This is a genomic window from Janthinobacterium sp. PLB04 (assembly GCF_021165895.1).
In the GTDB taxonomy this organism is placed as follows: domain Bacteria; phylum Pseudomonadota; class Gammaproteobacteria; order Burkholderiales; family Burkholderiaceae_D; genus Janthinobacterium; species Janthinobacterium lividum.
This window is the reverse complement of the sequence record NZ_CP088968.1, coordinates 4,124,758-4,143,210: the sequence shown is the minus strand read 5'-3', so window position 1 is coordinate 4,143,210 and position 18,453 is coordinate 4,124,758. Positions and strand designations below refer to the sequence as shown.

The window sequence follows — 18,453 nt, the reverse complement described above, 5'->3', positions numbered from 1 at the left end:
GGGGCGCCGGCGCTTTCCACACTTACATCTTACATAACAGAAATAGGGAAACCACCATGAAACAATCCATGCACCTGCTCGTTCGCGGCGCCATCGCCGCAGCCACGTTCGCCCTTGCCAGCGGCAGCGCCCTGGCCGCCTCCAACCTGCAAGTCGTCGATTCGCACAGCGTCAGCCTGTTTACGGCTGCCGGCGGCGCCTTCGGCTCGGGTAACGCCATCTCGCCGACCTTGTGGGAAGTCAAATACGACAGCAACACTTTCCTGGCGTTTTGCCTCGATCCCCATGTCGCAGTGAGCAATAGTTCGAACAGCTACAGCAGCGGCGCCTTTGCCGCCAGCGATTCCGTCAAGCGCCTGTATGAAGGGTATTACGCCTCGTCCATCGCGAATGTGTCGACCAGCGCCAACAGCGCCGCCGCCTTCCAGCTGGCCCTGTGGGAATTGAATAACGACAACACAAACCTGCTGACGGGCGACCTGCGCTTCAAAAACCTGAGCAATGCAGTCGTCAGCCAGGCCAACGCCATGCTGGGCGTTGCCACGGGCAATGGCGCCATCCAGAACCTGTACAGCTACACGAGCTTGACGAGCGTCAACCCGGCTTCGCAAACCTTGCTCAGCGTGTCGCCGGTGCCGGAAGCGCAAACCTGGGCCATGCTGGTCGCAGGCCTGGGCCTGCTGGGCTTCATGGCGCGCCGTCGCAAGGCTGGCGCAGTATAAATCGGCAGCAGTGGTATTGACTTGGTAGTTTCTGCTGCGGTGCGTCCGTCAAGACGCACCGCAGTTTTTATTTTTTCACAACATCATTCTGAATAGCTGTTATTACTATGGCACAATGTTTCTGCAAACCACCACTGCGCGACCTTGACAATAGTTCCTCACTGTTCATTGCAACTGTCTGAGATCGGATTTGAGCTCATCATGACGCCACCTTCTGCCGCGCACGCCGCCGTCGACGCTTCCCCATCCACCGCCTGCGCTGACACGCTTGCCGACGCCATCGTCTTCCTGGCCCGCCTTCTTGGCACCGGCGTGCAAGCTGAGCGCCTGCGCGCCAGCGTGACCGCGCATGGCGACCCGGCCGCCGCCGATTTTCTCGACCAGGCGCTCAGCCATGCCAGCCTGGCCGGCACCGCGCTGCCGATGGACAAGCCACGCCGTCCGACGGAAATGCCGGCCTTGCTGCTCAATGGGGAAGGGCGGGCGCTGGTGGTGCTGAGCATTGCCGATGGTAAATATGAATGCCACGTGCCCGGCATCGCCGGCACCTCCTGGCTCGATGCGGCCGCGCTGGCCCGGGAAGTGCCCGCCGGGCGCTGGGTGGCCGTGCGGCCCGTGATGTTTTTCGACCAGCGCAGCTTGCTCTACAGCATGCCCATGGCGGGACGCTGGTTCTGGGATGTCTTCAACCGCAACCGCTGGGTATTTCGCTGGGCCCTGCTGGGCACGCTGGTGCTGAACGTCATCGGCGCGCTGGTGCCATTCTATGCGATGGCCGTGTATGACCGCGTGATCCCGAACAATGCCACGTCCAGCCTGTGGGTGCTGACCATTGCCGTGGTGGTGCTGACGGGGTTCGAACTGGCTCTGCGCCTGCTGCGCGGCGAACTGGTGGAAACGGCGTCGCGCCGCATGGACGTGGCGCTGTCGTCGAACATCTTCGCCCAGTGTCTGCGCCTGCGCGCTGCCAGCCGTCCCGCTTCCGGGGGGACTTTGGCCAATACCGTGCGCGATTTCGAATCCGTGCGCGAATTCTTTGCCTCGACCACCCTGACGACCCTGGGCGACTTGCCGTTCCTGCTGCTGTTCCTGCTGGTCATCGCCTTTGTCGGCGGCTGGCTGGTGCTCGTGCCGCTGGCCGTCATTCCGATCCTGCTGCTGGTGGCCTTTGGCTCGCGCGCCGCTCTGGCGCGCCACGTGGCCGCCTCGATGCAGGAGAGCGCGCAGCGCACGGCACACCTGTTTGAAACCATGAATGGCCTCGACACCATCAAGGCGCTGGGCGCCGAAGCGTGGAGCCGGCGCAAATGGGAAAGCCTGACGGTGGCCATCGCCGCCAACAGCGTCGAGACGCGCGAAATCGTCAGTCGCGTCAACTACATCAACACGGCCGTGCTGGCGCTGTCCGGCGTGGCCGTGGTGGCCACGGGCGCCTTGCTGATGGGCGAACACCTGCTGACCCTGGGCCAGATCATCGCCGTGAGCATGCTGACGGGACGCGCCCTGGCGCCCGTGAGCCAGATCGCGGGCCTGATCATCCGCTGGGAACAGACCAAGCTGTCCTACCACGCGCTGAACAAGATCATGGAAGCGCCGACCGATGACGACGTGGCCAGCCTGCAGGCGCCCCCGCTGTCGGGGCGCATCGAGTTCCGCGACGTGGGCTTTGCCTACCCGAATTCGCCGCCGCTGCTGGATAAACTGAACCTGCACATCCGTCCCGGCGAACGGGTCGGCGTGATCGGCAAGCTCGGTTCCGGCAAGAGCACCCTGCTGCGCTTGCTGCTGAACCAGTATGGTCCGCAAAGCGGCAGCGTACTGTTCGACGACCTGTCCAGCACCCAGCTGGAGCCTTTGAGCCTGCGCCGCCAGATCGGCTACGTGCCGCAGGACGTGACCCTGTTCCACGGCACCCTGCGCGAAAACATCGAACTGGGACGCAGCCAGCCCGACGATGCGGCCCTGCTCGATGCCATCCGCCTGGCCTGCCTCGATGACATCATCACCCAGCTGCCCAACGGCGTGGCGACGGAAGTGGGCGAACGGGGCGAACGCCTGTCCGGCGGCCAGCGCCAAGCCGTGGCCATGGCCCGCGCCTTGCTCGTGAAACCGCCCATGCTGCTGCTCGATGAGCCGAGCAGCATGTTCGACCCGGCCACCGAGCAGCGCCTGATCGCCCGCCTGCGTACCTTAAAGGATACGACCATCGTGCTCGTCACGCACCGCATGGCCATGCTGGCGCTGGTGGACCGCCTGATCGTCTTCGACAAGGGGCGCATCGTGGCCGACGGCCCGCGCGATGAGGTCATGCGCGTGCTCAATAGCCAGGCAGCCAAGCCTGCGGTGGAACAGGGAGCCACGACATGAGCGCCCTGAACGCCCGTCCGCTGCCGGCGGCCCACCCGGACCCGGAACGCGAACCGCAGCGCATCGTCCTGCGCATGCTGGCGCTGATCGCCGTATTGCTGGTACTGGTGCTGGCTTGGGCCACCTTCGCCCAGCTCGACGTGTCCGTGAATGGACGCGGCGCCATCACGCCGCCGTCGCACCTGCAGGAAGTGCAAAGCCTGGAGGGGGGCATCGTGCGCGAGATGCTGGTGAAGCCGGGCCAGCGCGTGCGCCGCGGCGACTTGCTGCTGCGCCTGGACACGGCCCAGTACGAGGCCAATCTGGGCGCCAGCGTGCAGAATCGCCTGGCCGCGCTGGCGGGCAGGGCGCGCCTCGATGCGCTGCTGTCCGGTGGTACTCCCCGGTTTGCGCCGGAATGGCAGAAAGAGGCGCCCGAGCTGATCGCCAAGGAAACGCAGTTGTGGCGCGATGGCCAGCGCGAGTTCGCGTCGGCCACGGCGGCCGCGCGCGAAGGCGTGACGCGGCGGCGCGGCGAGCTGGCCGAGGCGCACAGCCGCATCGCGCAACTCGATACGGGCCTGAAGATCGCGCTGGAAAGCCTGTCGATCGAGGAGCGCCTGTTCAAGGAGGGCGCCGGTTCGCGCGGCGACTACCTGAATGCGCAGCAGCGCGTGCAGCAGCAGCGCACGGAGCTCGACAGCCTGCGCGCTTCCGTGCCGCGCCTGGCGGCCACCCTGGCCGAGGCGCAGGCGCAGGCCGGCGAAGTGGAAGCGCGCATGCGCGGCCAGTGGGGCGCCCAGCGCAGTGAATATGAAACCAAGGCGGGAGCCCTGGCCAGCACCGTGAAAGGCCAGCAGGACCAGGTGAGCCGGCGCGATGTGACGGCGCCCGTCGACGGCGTCGTCAACCGCGTGCTGGTGGCGACGGTCGGCGGCGTGGCGCAGCCGGGCAAACCTATCCTGGAAATCGTGCCCGCCGATTCGGAAATGCTGATTTCCGTGCGCGTGAAACCGTCGGACATCGGTTTTATCCACGTGGGGCAGCGCGCTTCGGCCAATGTGCTGGCGTATGACGCCACCACCTATGGACGCATGCAGGCGCAGGTGGTGCGCGTGGGCGCCGATGCGATTCCCGATGAACGCAACGAGCCGTATTTCGAGGTGCAGCTGAGTACCGACCGCAGCCAGTTGACGGCGCACGGCAAGGTGCTGCCGATTACGCCTGGCATGCCCGTCGACGTGGGCATCCTGACGGGGCGCCGCTCGGTGCTGCAATATGTGTTCAAGCCCGTGCTGCGCGGCTTGCAGTCTTCCCTGCAGGAGCGGTGATGCGTGCTTTTTTACTTTGCATGGCATTCGCCTGCGCAAACGCGGTAGCCCAACCGGCACCGCCGGCCACTTTCCAGGCGCAGTCCACGCGCGGCTTGCCCGCCTTGCTGGCGCGCGCCGTGCCGCGCGACCCGCAGGTGATCGCGGCGCAGGCGGCGCTGGCCACCACCGAAGCGCGCTACAAGCAGGCCCGCTCGCGGCTGTTCCCGACTGCGGCGCTGCAGGCGACGCGGGGGCGCAGCAATGACCTCGATGGCGCGCTGGACGTGGAACGGCGCACGCACCAGGTGGAAGCGAGCGTGCGCTGGAATGTGTACAACGGCGGCGCCGACCGCGCCGAACTCGATGCGGCCGAGCGCGAAATGGCGGGCGCCGCCTTCGACGTGGAGCGGGCACGCGCGGAAAGCGCGGAAAAACTGGCCGAAGCGTATTTCGACATGCAGCGCCTGGAACGCAGCCTGATGCAGTCGCAGGAACGCCTGCGCGACGTGACGCAACTGGTGCGGCAGGTGACGCGCCAGGCGGAACTGGGCAAATCGTCGGAAGTGGACCGCGAACTGGCGCAAAGTTCGCAGCTGGACGCGGAACTGGTGCACGACGGCTTGCTGACGGACCAGCAGGCGGCGCGCATCAAGCTCGAGGCGCTGGCCTTCGAGCCGGTGGCGCAGTTTGCCGATTTCGCCTTTGCGCCGCTGCCGGCGCAGGCCCTGGAAAACGCCGATACGCAGCAGGCGCAGTTGCGCGCCGCGCGCGAGCGGGCGGCGGCGGCCCAGCTGCGCGTGCGCGGTGTGGCGGCCACCCTGGCGCCGAAAGTGGATCTGAACGTCAGCCATCTGCTCAATAACAAGACCACGCCGCCGCCCTCGACCATCCAGCAGCGGGGCTGGTCGGTGGGCGTGAGCTGGGAATTCCCGCTCGGCGGCGGCAGCCTGGCGCAGCGCGACGAGAGCATCAGCCGCGCCCAGGCGGCCGATGCGGACGTGGCGCGCGCCGAGCAGGGCACGCGCGCCGACCTGGCCAGCATGCTGCCGCGCATCGCCAATGCGCAGCGCACCCTGTCCCTGCTCGACGAGCAGGAAAGGAAGTTGGCCTTCGTCGTGCGCGGCGGGACCATCCAGTACGAGGCGGGGCGGCGCAACCTGCAGCAGGTCATCCAGACGCGCGACAGCTATTTCACGGTGCAGCAGCGGCGCATCGATCAGCTGCACCGTCTGACCCTGGCGCAGATGCGCCAATATGCGCTGGCGGGGCAGCTGCTGGCCGTGTTCGGCCTGGCGCAGGAGGAAAAATAGGGCCGGCGTGCGCTGTTTCACGCAGACTTGATGCATGAAATGCCCATTGTGTGGCACACTGCGCGCTCGCATATCATCGTTGTCGCGGGAGCGCATGAGCATCATCAAACAATTTCCCTTCGAGTGGCAGGTCGGCGTGCGCTATACGCGCGCCGGGAAACGCAGTGGCCGCAACAGCTTCATTTCCTTCATCTCCCTCATTTCCGTGGCCGGCATCGGCCTGGGCGTGGCCGCCCTGATCGTCGTCCTGTCCGTCATGAACGGCTTCCAGAAGGAAGTCACGGACCGCCTGATGTCGGTGCTGGCCCATGTCGAGGTGTTCGATACCAGCGGCTCCATGCCGAACTGGCAGGCGCAGGAGCGCGCCGCCTACGCCAACCCGCAAGTGAAAGCCGTGTCGCCGTTCGTGGAAACCCAGGGCATGCTGCTGAACGACGAAACCATGCGCCCGTCCGTCGTGCGCGGCGTGCTGCCGCAGCAGGAAGCCACCGTCTCCAGCGTGGCCTCCCAGATGAAGCAGGGGAGTTTCAAGGATCTCACGCCAGGTTCCTATAACATCGTGCTGGGCATCGACCTGGCCAAGGCGCTCGATGTGAAAGTGGGGCAGAACGTCACCCTGATGCTGGAACGCGAGCCGAGGGCGGGCGACCCGGCCAATGGCATCGTCATGCCGCGCATGCGCGCGCTCAAAGTCGCCGGCATCTTCGAGGCCGGTCACAATGAACTCGATGGCAGCCTGGCCTTCGTGAACATGCAGGACGCCGAGCAGCTGCTGCAGCTCGACGGCCCGTCCGGCCTGCGCTTGCGCCTGCACGACATGAACCAGGCGCCGCAGGTGGCGCGCGAACTGAAAGCCTCGATGCCGGGCCAGCTGTGGATGCGCGACTGGTCGCGCGCCAGCGCCAGCTGGTATGCGCTGGTGCAAAGCCAGAAGAACATGATGTTCATCATTCTCAGCATGATCATCGCCGTGGCCGCGTTCAACCTCGTCTCGACCCTGGTGATGTCGGTCACCGACAAGCAGGCCGACATCGCCATTCTGCGCACCCTGGGCGCCTCGCCATTCTCCATCATGAAGATCTTCATGATCCAGGGCGCGCTGGTGGGCTTGCTGGGCAGCGCGCTGGGCGTGATCGGCGGCGTCGTGCTGGCGCTGAACGTGGGCGTCATCGTGCCCTTCATCGAAGGCATCTTCGGCCTGCATTTCATCTCGAAGGAAATCTACCAGATCAGCGCCGTGCCGTCGGACGTGCATTGGCTGGACGTGGCGCAGATCGGCCTGATCGCCTTTGGCCTGGCGCTGGTGGCGACCATCTACCCGAGCTGGCGCGCCGCGCGCGTCAAGCCGGCCGAGGCATTGCGCTACGAATAACACATCAAGAAACGATAAAGACCGCCTGAACAATGAGTATTTTCAAGAATCTGCCCTTCGAATGGCTGGTTGGCTTGCGCTACACGCGGGCCGGCAAGCGCAGTGGCCGCAACAGTTTTATCTCCTTCATCTCCCTCATTTCCATGGCCGGCATCGGCCTGGGCGTGGCGGCGCTGATCGTCGTGCTGTCCGTGATGAACGGCTTCCAGAAGGAAGTGACGGACCGCATGCTGTCCGTGCTGGCCCACGTGGAAGTGTTCGACAACAGCGGCAGCATGCCGGACTGGCGCGCCGAAGCGGCGCAAGCTTTTAAAAACCCGGCCGTGAAGGGCGCCGCGCCGTTCGTGGAAACGCAGGGCATGCTGCTGCGCGACGATGCGCTGCGTCCCGCCATCGTGCGCGGCGTGCTGCCCGAGGAAGAGCCGAACGTTTCCGACGTGGCCGGCCAGACGCGCATGGGCAGCTTCAAGGCCCTGCAGCCTGGCACCTTCAATATCGTGCTGGGCATCGAGCTGGCGCGCGCCCTGCGCGTCAACCTCGGCGAAAAAGTGACGTTGATGCTGGCGCAAGGCCAGGTCACGCCGGCCGGCGTGCTGCCGCGCATGCGCAGCTTTACCGTCAGCGGCATCTTCCAGGCGGGCCACAATGAATTCGACGCGGGTCTGGCCTTCATCAATATCGAAGACGGCCAGCGCCTGCTGCGTCTCGATGGCCCGTCCGGCCTGCGTTTGCGCCTGGCCGACATGAACCAGGCGCCGCAAGTGGCGGCGGAACTGAAAAAAACCATGCCGGGCGACCTGTGGCTGCGCGACTGGTCCAAGCTCAATGCCAACTGGTTCGCTGCCGTGCAGACGGAAAAGCGCATGATGTTCATCATCCTGACCCTGATCATCGCGGTGGCCGCCTTCAACCTGGTCTCGACCCTGGTGATGACGGTGACGGACAAGCAGGCCGATATCGCGATTCTGCGCACCCTGGGCGCGTCGCCCCGCTCCATCATGAAGATCTTCATGATCCAGGGCGCGCTGGTGGGCATCCTGGGCACGGTTCTGGGCGTGGGCGGCGGCGTGCTGGTGGCCATGAACATCGATGTCATCGTGCCCTTCATCGAGCATTTGCTGGGGGTGCAGTTCCTCTCCAAGGACATCTATTTCATCAGCACCGTGCCGTCCGACCTGCGCTGGCCCGACGTCACCAAGATCGGCGTGCTGGCCGTGATCCTCGCCTTTTTGGCGACCCTGTACCCAAGCTGGTGGGCTGCCCGCGTCAAACCTGCGGAAGCCCTGCGCTATGAATAAACCACTGACTACGACCATGACCGATCTGAACAAACCTGCCTCCAATGGCGCTTCCGCCGATTCTGCCGTGCTTTCCTGCCGCGGCCTGGGCAAGACTTTTACGCAGGGCAGCTACAAGGTGCAGGTGCTGGCCGGCATCGACATCGACGTCCACCGCGGCGAGCGGGTCGCCATCGTCGGCGCCTCCGGCTCCGGCAAATCGACCCTGCTGCACCTGCTGGGCGGCCTCGACACGCCCACCAGCGGCAAGGTCACCCTGCTGGGCAAGGACTTCGCCAATCTCAGCGAAAAGGCGCGCGGCGACTTGCGCAACGCCTCGCTGGGTTTCGTCTACCAGTTCCACCACCTGCTGCCCGAGTTTTCCGCGCTGGACAACGTCGCCATGCCTTTGATGATACGGCGCATGAAGCGCGCGCCGGCCACCGAGCTGGCGCAGCAGATCCTCACGCGCGTGAACCTGGCCAAGCGCGTCACGCACACGCCGGGCGAGTTGTCGGGAGGCGAGCGCCAGCGCGTGGCCCTGGCCCGCGCCCTCGTCACGCAGCCGGCCTGCGTGCTGGCCGATGAACCGACGGGCAACCTCGATCACGCCACGGCCGAACAGATTTTCGACCTGATGCTGGAATTGTCGCGCACCTTGGGCACGGCCTTCGTCATTGTCACGCACGATATCGAGCTGGCCAAGCGCTGCGACCGCGTGCTGCGCCTGACGGACGAAGGGCTGCAGCCGTACCAATATTAAGGAGCTGCCATGCTGTGGATCGACACGCACTGCCACCTCGACGCGCATGAATTCGGCAGCGAATCGCTGCAGGTGGCGGCGCGAGCGCAGCAGCAGGACGTGGCGATGATCGTCATTCCCGCCGTCGAACGGGCCAATTTCGCCATCGTGCGCGACCTGGCGGCTGCGGCGCCCAACGCCTGCTATGCGCTGGGCATCCACCCGATCTACGTGCCGCACGCCACGGAAGACGATTTGATCGCCCTGCGCGAGGCCGTGGCCCTGGCGATGAACGACCCGCGCTTTGTCGCCATCGGCGAAATCGGCCTCGATTTCTTCATCCCCATGCTGTGCGAGCCGGCCATGCGCGCCAAGCAGGAGCATTTCCTGCGCGAGCAGCTGAGAATCGCCCGCGACTTCGATTTGCCCGTGCTGGCCCACGTGCGCCGCTCGCAGGACATCGTCCTCAAACACGCGCGCCAGATCCGCCCGAACGGCGGCATCGCGCACGCGTTCAACGGCAGCTTCCAGCAGGCGCAGGGCTATATCGACCTCGGTTTCAAGCTCGGTTTCGGCGGTGCCATGACGTTTACCCGCGCGCTGCAGATACGCCGCATGGCCGCCGACCTGCCTTTGGATGCCATCGTGCTGGAGACGGATGCACCCGACATTTCCCCCAGCTGGATCCACCCGGGCCGCAACAGCCCCGAAGAATTGCCGCGCATTGGCGCCGTGCTGGCCGAGCTGCGTGGCCTGGATATCGCGCAAGTGGCGCTTGCCACCAGTGCCAACGCGCGCGCCGTGATGCCCCGACTACCCCTGATGGAATGAGACCATGAACAAGAAAATGCTTGCGGGCGCCCTGGCAGCCTGTATGTCCACCGTGTTTGCGCCCGCCATGGCGGCGACGGCCAGCGCCCAGTGCGACGGTATGCCGCGCCTCGACGTCACCACGCCGGCCGGCTTTTGCGTGGCCGTGCTGGCCGACGGCCTGAAATTCCCCCGTGGCGTGCTGCCGCTGACGAATGGCGACATCCTCGTCACGGATATGACGGGATGGGTGCCGAAGCAGGGTAAATTGTGGCTGTTGCAGCCCAAGGCGGCCGGTGGCGGCTACGAGCGCAAGCTGCTGCTCGACAAGCTCGATCGGCCGAACGGCATCGTGCAGGGGCCGGACGGCATGGTCTACGTGGGCGAGGTGGGGCGCATCTTCCGCTTCGACCTGCGCGACACCACGCGCACCCTCACCGACGTGATCGGCGGCAAGGCCAAGACGCCGCGCCTGCCGGGCCTCGGTTTACACCTGCTGACGAACATGCGCTTCAGCCCCAAGGGCGACCTGTATGTGAACGTGGGTTCCAGCACCGACCATTGCGAGAATGATGGCAAGGCGCCCGATCCGGCCAAGGCTTGTCCTTCGGCGGAAGGCCTGGAAGCGCTGGGCGCCATCCGCGAATACACGATGGCCTGGCCGGCCGGTACGGTGACGAGCTGGCGCACGCATGCGCGCGGCTTGCGCAATTCGATGGCGCTGGCTTTTCACCCTGCGACGGGCGAGCTGTGGCAGGCGGAAAACTCGCGCGACGCCATCCAGGCCGCCATGCCGCAACTGAAAAGCGACGAGAACCTGCCGCACGAAGAACTGAATTTGATCAAGGCAGACCGGCACTACGGCTGGCCGTACTGCTACGACGACAATGTGGCCAGTCCCGAATATCCGAAGACGGCTTGCGACGCCCAATATGCGGCGCCGGAGCGTTTGCTGCCCGGCCATGCCGCCCCGCTGGGCATGACTTTTTACACGGCCAGCCGCTTCCCTGCGTTGTACAGGAATAGCCTGATCATCGGCTACCACGGCTACCGCAGCAACGGCCACCGCCTGGTGGCCCTGCTGCCAGACAAGGCCGGTGCGCCTATGGGCAAGTCCGTCGACTTGATCAGCAACTGGGAACGCAAGGGCAAACAGGGCAGGGGCGCGCCCGTCGACGTGAAGCAGGGCCAGGATGGCGATATCTATATGGCCGACGACCATAATGGGCTGGTGCTGAAACTGCATTACGAGGTGGCCAAGCCGTAATGCAGATCGCTTGACTTCGCTCAGTGCGGGGCTGCAGCATCCTCCTACAATCTGCCTGATGTTCCCTGGCGACCAGGGGCAACGGGAGGTCGGCGTGAAACCTGCATTCATCAATCTGCGTGAAAATTACTCGAGCGTGGCGGCCGTCGACCAGGCAGCCCTGTTCCGAGAAATCGGCTGGGAAGACTTGATCGGCAAGGACAGCTTTGCCAACACCTGCGCCATCCGCGTCAGCCTGGCCCTGATCAAGGCTGGCGTCCAGGTCAGAGGCCGCATGGCCATCCGCAAGGGACCGTTCAGGGGCGCGCTGATCGAGCCGGGACAGGCCAAGCTGGCGCACATGCTGGCCAGCCCCTCGATGTTCGGCGCGCCCGAAAAATTCAGCCGGGATGCCGCCATGGCCGGCATCGGCCAGCGCCAGGGCTTGGTCGCCTTCTTCCGCATTCCCGGCTACCTGGGCGGCGCGGGCGGCCATATCGACATCCTGCTGCCGTCCATCGGCGTGAAGGTGTGCGGCACCGAATGCTACTGGGATTGTGGCGAGGTCTGGTTCTGGCAGCTCGGTTGAGGCTTATTTGAACTTCTTCGACCGTCCGCGCGAAGCCGCATTGTGCGCGCGCAGGATGGAGTCGACCCGTTCCGACGCATCGCGCGACAGGTTTTGCGCGACGGCGATATCGGGGAAGAACTCGGGCAGGCGGTAGCTGAGCCAGGCATACGCGGAATAGTAGCGGCAGGTGTCTTCCACCTGCTGCAGATTCTGCGTGCCGCCGCCGTACGCGTGCTGGCGCAAGGTGCTCGTTTTTCCCTGCGACAGATTCTTCGCCCAGTGCTCCCACGCCGTTTGCAAGGACGGCACCTTGCTCGATATCGGCACCAGCGACAGGGTGAACTTGTCGGCCACGGACAGGGGCAAGGTGTCGAGCCAGACGGCGCGCTCCTTCTGGTCTTCCGTGATGCGGGGGAAGAAAAAGCCGTCCGGCACGTCGATATTGTGGATGAAGCGGCGCAGCAGTTTTGACAGCGACAGTTCGCCCGTCACTGACGAAATGCGGTGCAGATGTTCGAGCGAGGGCGCCACGGCAAAACCGCTGGTGTTCAGCGGATGCAGCTTTTCCTTCAGCAGGGCGCGCATCACTTCATGCGTTTCGTTGTCGTAGCCGGCCACCAGGCCCTCTTCATGCACGCCGTAGCGGCCCGCGCGTCCGGCGATCTGGCGCGCCAGCGCGGCTGAAATCTCTTCCTCTTCGCGGCCATTGTATTTGACGCAGGTGGTCATGACGATGCGCGCGATCGGCATGTTCAAGCCCATCGCCAGCGCGTCCGTACCGACGACGATATCGGCCGTGCCGTCGCGGAAGCGCTGCGCCTGCGCGCGCCGCACTTCCGGCGACAGGTTGCCGTACACAGTCGCCACTGACAGCCCCGTTTCCGTGATCATGTCGCGCCACATCAGCACTTCGCGGCGGGAAAAGGCGATGACGGCGTCGCCGCGGCGCAGGTTGCGCACCTTGCGCACGGCGTTCGGCTCCATCGACAGGGGCGCCATGCGTTTCAAGACATGTACTTCCAGCGGGCAGTCCAGGCGCTCGGCCAGCGCCTCGATGGCGCGCCGCGCTTCGGGTGCCCCCACCAGGTAGACCGTGTGGGCGGGCGCGCCGCAGACGGCGGCCGTCCACGCGGCGCCCCGGTCCGGGTCGGCCAGCATCTGGATTTCATCGATGACGGCCACTTCCACGACGGTTTTCGTGTCCAGCATTTCCACCGTGCTGGCCACGTGCGTGGCGCCGTCGACGACCCTGCGCTCCTCGCCCGTGATCAGGCTCACGGCCAGCGGCTTGCCATGCGGCGCGGCTTCCTGCAGGCGTTCGTAGTTTTCCAGCGCCAGCAGGCGCAATGGCGCCAGATAGATGCCGCTCTTTGCCTTCACCAGCGCTTCCATGGCGCGGTGCGTCTTGCCGGAATTCGTGGGGCCCAGCAGGGCGATGAAGCGGCGCGGCAGGCGGCGCGCCATCTCGAACGAGGCCGGATACTCGGCCAGGTTGATGCTCTGGCGCGTGCGCGCCGCGTGCTGTTCTTCCTGCTGGCGCTCGATGGCGTGATTGAAACGCTGGCGGATGCGGTCGAACACCATGCCGGCCGGCTCCGACGTCTGCATGTCGGCCAGGGTATGCAGGAAAACCATCGGGTCCGTGTCGACGTCTTCGCTCAGTCCCGCGATATCGGCGACGAAATCGATCACATGCTGGCGCAGTTCTTCGAAGACGGCCGCGCTGGCCCGTTCGCGCACCAGTGCCAGCTTGGTTTCGCGGTCCATCTTGCGCCACTTGGCCGGCCGCGCCAGCACGCCCTGGCTTGGTACCAGCGCATACGGCACCACCAGATGGCCCGCCTTGACCACGCCGGAAAAGCGCACGAAGACGCGGCCTTCCATCTTTACGAGGCGGATATGCTCGGCCAGTTCCCCCAGTTCCGCGACCAGGGTGGCATCGTTATTGTCTTCGCTGCTGTCGGAAATGTCGGTGGAAGTATCGGGAGGAAGTGCGGAGGAAGTCATGTCGTGCCTGGGTGTTGAAGTAAGCGAGGCCGATTATACCGTGTGCAGGACAAAGACTTTGCCCCGTGCGCGGTGCGGCTGTTGCGGAGGGCGTTGATCTTGAAAGCGATGATTCCCTGGGCCGGATGAGCAACTGGCAGGCATTGAGAGCGGCGCTTCCATTCTGGCGAATCACCTTGCTAGAACGTGGAATGGGAATGCGTTATCTGGTGCTTTCCGCTTATCATATTTTTCCCTGTTCTATTTTATTTATCTGGAAATTTTAAGCATATATTTTTATTAAGTTTTTTGATTTGTTGAAATTGATTGTGAAAATTTGATTGCCGCAGCATCGATAATAACAAAGAGTAAGTTTCTATTGGTATCCACGATGATGATATTCGCATCATGTGCAGATTGTTTTTCTGGATGCGAGGTCGAACGTATTTTCTTGCGCGCATCCGGCAACGGGTAATTATCGCCACGCTCCCATGGCGCCGGCAGCATCCGGCACGACCGAATGCGCCTTTCCACGCTGTGGAGTTGAAATTAAGCACGGCGGGACCGTTTCCGTATTGCGCCTGTATTTTTCATTGCACGAGAAATTATCCGCTGGTGCGGAATGAATTGAATTATCTTGACAATTAATAATGGTGAGCTGATTATGGCCTCAGATCTCGCGAGAGGATTTTTGGCATGTTTTCACAATAGCTGAAATTGGCGGCGAGGTACGGCATTATTCTGGCTGCCGGCCTGGCTATCGCCTGGAGCGCGTCGCGTTTATATGAACGGCTATGATTTGACGGCACTCCAGGATCCGCTGGTGGCCGCAGGACTTTTTACTTCGCGCTGGCGCATAGCCAGCTTGCGATGACACCCGACATACCTGTGTATGTGGCCCTGCGCCGGTGGATGGCGCGCGCAGGGATTCATCAGCCATCCGACTTAAGGAGAGCACTATGAATAAAAAGCTTGCTGCATTTCTTTTCGCGACAGGTCTCGGTTTGGCTGTGACTGCGACGCCAGCCTTCGCAAGCTGTTATCACTACTGCGCTGTCGAATGGAAGGCTTGCATTGCTGGCGGTACCGCTCAAGCCGAGTGCAACGCCGAGCGGTCCGCTTGCCAGCAAGCCTGCAATTGACCGGAGAAGCACCGCGCGCTGCGGCAGCCACTATCGTAGCCTGTTGCCGCTGACGCTGACGCTGACGCTGGCAAGCCATGGCATCGATGGCAGTTCAGGCTGCCCGTGCGCGCACGGCGCGCAGCCCCCAGCCGGTGGCGATCAATCCGTCATCGGCTTGCAGCGGCGCTACGGCATCCAGGAACGCCTCGCGCAGGCGCTGCCTGGCGCCCTCGTCCAGGCGGTCGATATCGTAGGTGTCCAGCAGGGCCGTCCACAGTTCGCCCGGCGTGGGCGTCCATGGGACGTCGATGTCGTCGACTTCAACGTCTGCGAAACCGGCATCGAGCAGTTCCCGCCAGCCGGCTTCGGAGCCCGTGCGGCGATCGCCGAAGCGCAGCGGCGGCAGCCCGGTGCTGGCGACCGGCTTGAACACGCGCATGAAAACGTCGTTCACTTCGCCCAGCAAGAACGTCCGGCCGACGATGGCCGCGAACTGGCCGCCGGGGTGCAGCACGCGACGGATTTCACGCATGACTTGTTCGATGTCGTCCATCAGCATCAGCGCCATGTGCGAGACGAGATAATCGACGCTGGCCGATGGCAGGTCCAGCGCCTGGCCCCGGCCTTGCAGCAGATGCACGGACGGGGGCAGGGCGGCGCGCGCGGCGGCCAGTTCAGTCTGGCTCATGTCGACGCCGAGCAGTTGCAGCCGGGGCTGCCGCCTGGCTGCCAGCAAGCCCAGCAGATGGCCGTCGCCGCAGGCCAGGTCGAGCACGCTCAATGGCGTGTCCACGGCCGGTACCAGGCTGGTCAGCACGTCGTAGGACGAGGCCCAGCTGCCGGCCGGGGAACTGGCCGGCAGGTGGCCAAACGCGGTGCTGGTCACGCCGACTTGCCTTTGATGAAAGTCCTGTAAATAGGTTTCTGCCGCTGTCAGTAGGGTCATGCAAGATCCGCAAAGTCGTGGCGCCTTTGCGCCGGATGGCCATCTTAGCATGCAGAAAGTTTCGCCAGCGGTGGTGCCGGATGGCGTGACTGAACCTTCTTATTCAGGGCACCATTGCGCCAGATCAGACGGTAAAGAGTAGAAAGGGGGCACAGTTGCTGAGCCTTTTTTGCAGCGAGCTCCCATGCGCACCCTGATACTCGGCTTTGCCGCTGGCGCCGCCTGGTTGCAGACGCAGGCAAGCTTGCCGCCGTACGGGGGCGTGCTGCTGTGGGCGACCGCTGGCGTGTCGCTGCTGGCGGCACTGCTGCTGTGCCGCCATGCGCGCTGGCATTCCTGCTTGCATTCCACTGTTGCGCTTGTCGCTGGCGTGGGACTGGGCTTTTACTGTGCCGCCTGGCTGGCCCAGGCCGCCATGGCGCCGCAACTGGCGCTGGCTGATGAAGGCCAGGACATTGTTGTCACGGGTACGGTAGCCAGCCTGCCGTACCGCTTCGAGCAGGGCGTGCGCTTCAATTTTGCCGTGGAGAAGGCTGTTGGGGCGAAGGTGCCGCCCCTGATCGCCCTGTCCTGGTACGCAGGTTTTCGTGATGAAGTGACGAACGAGGTGGGCGACGTGCAGCCGGGCGAACGCTGGCGCCTGACGGTGCGCTTGCAGCGTCCGCACGGCAATGCGAACCCGATGGGTTTTGACTACGAGGCGTGGCTGCTGGAGCAGGGCGTGCGCGCCACGGGCTATGTGCGGCCGCAGCCGCGCGCCGATACGCCGAACGTGCGCCTGGCCGCCTTCGTGCCCGGCTTCGGCAACGTGGTGGAGGCCAGCCGCGCGGCATTGCGCGCGCGCATCGTGCGCAGCCTGGACGGAAAACAGTATGCGGGCGTGATCGTGGCGCTGGTGGTGGGCGACCAGCGGGCGATTCCCCAGTCGGACTGGCAAGTGTTCAACCGCACTGGCGTGAGCCATTTGATTTCGATATCCGGTCTGCACATTACCATGATCGCGGGACTCTTTGCGCTTGGTGCCGGCACGCTGTGGCGGCGCTCGTTTTTTACCGGCTGGCAGTTGCCACTGCGGCTGCCGGCGCAAAAGGTGGCGGCGCTGGCCGGCGCGCTGGCGGCATTTTTGTATGTGCTGCTGGCCGGCTTTGGCGTGCCCGCGCAGCGCACCTTGTATATGTTGCTGGTGGTGGCGCTGGCCCTGTGGCTGGGACGCATCACCAGCATCGTCCATATCCTGTGCCTGGCGCTGGGCGTGGTGGTGCTACTCGACCCGTGGGCCGTGCTGTGGCCCGGTTTCTGGCTGTCGTTCGGCGCCGTCGCCACCATGCTGTACGCAACGGCAGGGCGCACCACGGCGTCCATGCCGCCGCAGGCCGGACGCTGGCGCCGTTTGCGTGCTGCCGTGGCGCTGGGCGCCCACACGCAGTATGTGGTGACGGTGGGGCTGGTGCCGTTGACGATGCTGCTGTTTTCGCAAGTATCGCTGGTGTCTCCCGTCGCCAATGCGCTGGCCATCCCCGTCATCAGCCTGGTCGTCACGCCCCTGTCGCTGGCGGGCAGCCTGCTGCCGGCGCCGCTGTCCGACGGAATGCTGTTGCTGGCGCACGCCATCGTGCAGATGCTGGCGCAGGTGCTCGAATGGCTGGGCGCGCGCCGCTTTGCCGTGTGGACGGCGCCCGCGCCGCCAATGTGGAGTTTTTGCTGGGCATTGTTTGGCACGGCCTGGCTGCTGGCGCCACGCGGCTGGCCGCACCGCTGGGCGGGCATGCTGGGCTGGCTGCCGCTGCTGACGGCCTTGCCGTCCAGTCCGCCACCGGGTGGCATGTGGGTGACCGCCTTTGACGTGGGGCAGGGCATGGCCGTGCTGGTGGAAACGCATGGCCACCGCTTGCTGTACGACACGGGGCCTGCCTACAGCCTCGATTCCGATGGCGCCAGCCGGGTCATCGTGCCTTATCTGCGCGCACGCGGCATAGCCAAGCTGGACGGCGTGATCATTTCCCACAGCGACCTCGATCACGCAGGCGGCGCCATGTCTCTGTTGGATAACGTGCAGGTGGGCTGGCTGGCCTCGTCGCTGTTCGATGGCCATCCCGCCGTCGAGGCGCGGCGGGCGTTGCACAAACCCTATCTGCACTGCATGGCGGGCCAGAGCTGGACGTGGGACAACCGCGAATGAGTGCTATGGACGTGCAACCCTTCATTGCGACAGTATGGACATTTCAAGTGCGCACCGAACCCTGCGATGACCTGATGAGGGAACAGTACTAATTATCTAGAGGGGTATCTCCAATACCGTCGTCCGTTCTCTTCTTATTTTGACTCTCATAGCTTGACTTGAGCGTTTTGGGAGAGAATCTTAGGCTTCTAAGACGAGCAGCCTCTGACAACCCTACCGAAAGTCTCCAACGACCTGGTTCCACAGGAATACTCGATACCAACTGCTATTTAGCCAGGACCCGTTGCGAGTCGAAGCCCCGCGCTGCATTACTACCAGTGTTTTTTATCATAGCAAAATATATGTAACTGTTTGATTTAAAAGGTTTTTTTGGAAAATTTTCCATTGACATCAATGTCATCGCCAAGTATTGTGACGCGGAGGAGGAAGCATGACCAACGAGGGAATACGAACAGTTCTGGCAGATGAGCATGAACCTGATGCTCGATTAAGCCTGCAGCACTTGGCCG

General features: G+C 64.2%; 13 protein-coding genes. 11 read left to right on the top strand and 2 right to left on the bottom strand.

The features are described 5' to 3' along the window. The first annotated feature begins 56 nt into the window (after positions 1-56). The 10 genes from LSO07_RS18230 (at position 57) to LSO07_RS18185 (ending at position 11,727) form a co-directional block, all read left to right on the top strand. Positions 57-722, top strand: a complete 666-nt coding sequence (locus LSO07_RS18230; RefSeq protein WP_034788548.1) for a PEP-CTERM sorting domain-containing protein — start codon at positions 57-59, stop codon at positions 720-722. Between the two features lie 201 nt (positions 723-923). Next, positions 924-3,089, top strand: coding sequence for a type I secretion system permease/ATPase (locus tag LSO07_RS18225; RefSeq protein WP_225317347.1), 2,166 nt, complete (start codon positions 924-926; stop codon positions 3,087-3,089). Next, positions 3,086-4,399 (top strand): HlyD family type I secretion periplasmic adaptor subunit, encoded by a 1,314-nt coding sequence (locus LSO07_RS18220; protein ID WP_151096174.1) that lies wholly within the window; start codon positions 3,086-3,088, stop codon positions 4,397-4,399. Before LSO07_RS18225 ends, LSO07_RS18220 begins: the two co-directional genes overlap by 4 nt. Next, positions 4,399-5,691 carry a TolC family protein gene (locus LSO07_RS18215; protein ID WP_225317346.1) on the top strand — a complete coding sequence of 431 codons (1,293 nt, stop codon included), beginning with the start codon at positions 4,399-4,401 and terminating at the stop codon, positions 5,689-5,691. The genes LSO07_RS18220 and LSO07_RS18215 overlap by 1 nt, the downstream gene beginning before the upstream one ends. Before the next feature lie 94 nt (positions 5,692-5,785). Then, positions 5,786-7,063 carry a lipoprotein-releasing ABC transporter permease subunit gene (locus LSO07_RS18210; RefSeq protein ID WP_034788543.1) on the top strand — a complete coding sequence of 426 codons (1,278 nt, stop codon included), beginning with the start codon at positions 5,786-5,788 and terminating at the stop codon, positions 7,061-7,063. 32 nt (positions 7,064-7,095) lie between these two features. After that, complete coding sequence (locus LSO07_RS18205) at positions 7,096-8,361, top strand: lipoprotein-releasing ABC transporter permease subunit (protein ID WP_151096170.1); 1,266 nt, start codon at positions 7,096-7,098, stop codon at positions 8,359-8,361. Between the two features lie 16 nt (positions 8,362-8,377). Continuing rightward, positions 8,378-9,103, top strand: a complete 726-nt coding sequence (lolD, locus tag LSO07_RS18200) for a lipoprotein-releasing ABC transporter ATP-binding protein LolD (protein ID WP_034788536.1) — start codon at positions 8,378-8,380, stop codon at positions 9,101-9,103. Positions 9,104-9,115: 12 nt separating this feature from the next. Further along, positions 9,116-9,913, top strand: a complete 798-nt coding sequence (locus LSO07_RS18195; protein WP_151097730.1) for a TatD family hydrolase — start codon at positions 9,116-9,118, stop codon at positions 9,911-9,913. Between the two features lie 4 nt (positions 9,914-9,917). Next, on the top strand, positions 9,918-11,159 hold the full coding sequence (locus LSO07_RS18190) for a PQQ-dependent sugar dehydrogenase (protein WP_151096167.1): 1,242 nt from the start codon (positions 9,918-9,920) through the stop codon (positions 11,157-11,159). 94 nt (positions 11,160-11,253) lie between these two features. Further along, complete coding sequence (locus LSO07_RS18185; RefSeq protein ID WP_191909712.1) at positions 11,254-11,727, top strand: T6SS effector amidase Tae4 family protein; 474 nt, start codon at positions 11,254-11,256, stop codon at positions 11,725-11,727. A 3-nt stretch (positions 11,728-11,730) separates the two neighbouring features. Here LSO07_RS18185 and LSO07_RS18180 read toward each other — a convergent pair whose 3' ends face one another. Continuing rightward, positions 11,731-13,716, bottom strand: coding sequence for a helicase-related protein (locus tag LSO07_RS18180; protein ID WP_092605353.1), 1,986 nt, complete (start codon positions 13,714-13,716; stop codon positions 11,731-11,733). A gap of 1,215 nt (positions 13,717-14,931) precedes the next feature. Further along, positions 14,932-15,765, bottom strand: coding sequence for a class I SAM-dependent methyltransferase (locus tag LSO07_RS18175; RefSeq protein WP_151096161.1), 834 nt, complete (start codon positions 15,763-15,765; stop codon positions 14,932-14,934). A gap of 184 nt (positions 15,766-15,949) precedes the next feature. Between LSO07_RS18175 and LSO07_RS18170 the strand changes: the two genes are divergently transcribed. Then, entirely contained in the window at positions 15,950-17,944 is a 1,995-nt protein-coding gene (locus LSO07_RS18170) for a DNA internalization-related competence protein ComEC/Rec2 (protein ID WP_404811493.1), read from the top strand. The last annotated feature ends 509 nt before the right edge of the window (positions 17,945-18,453 follow it).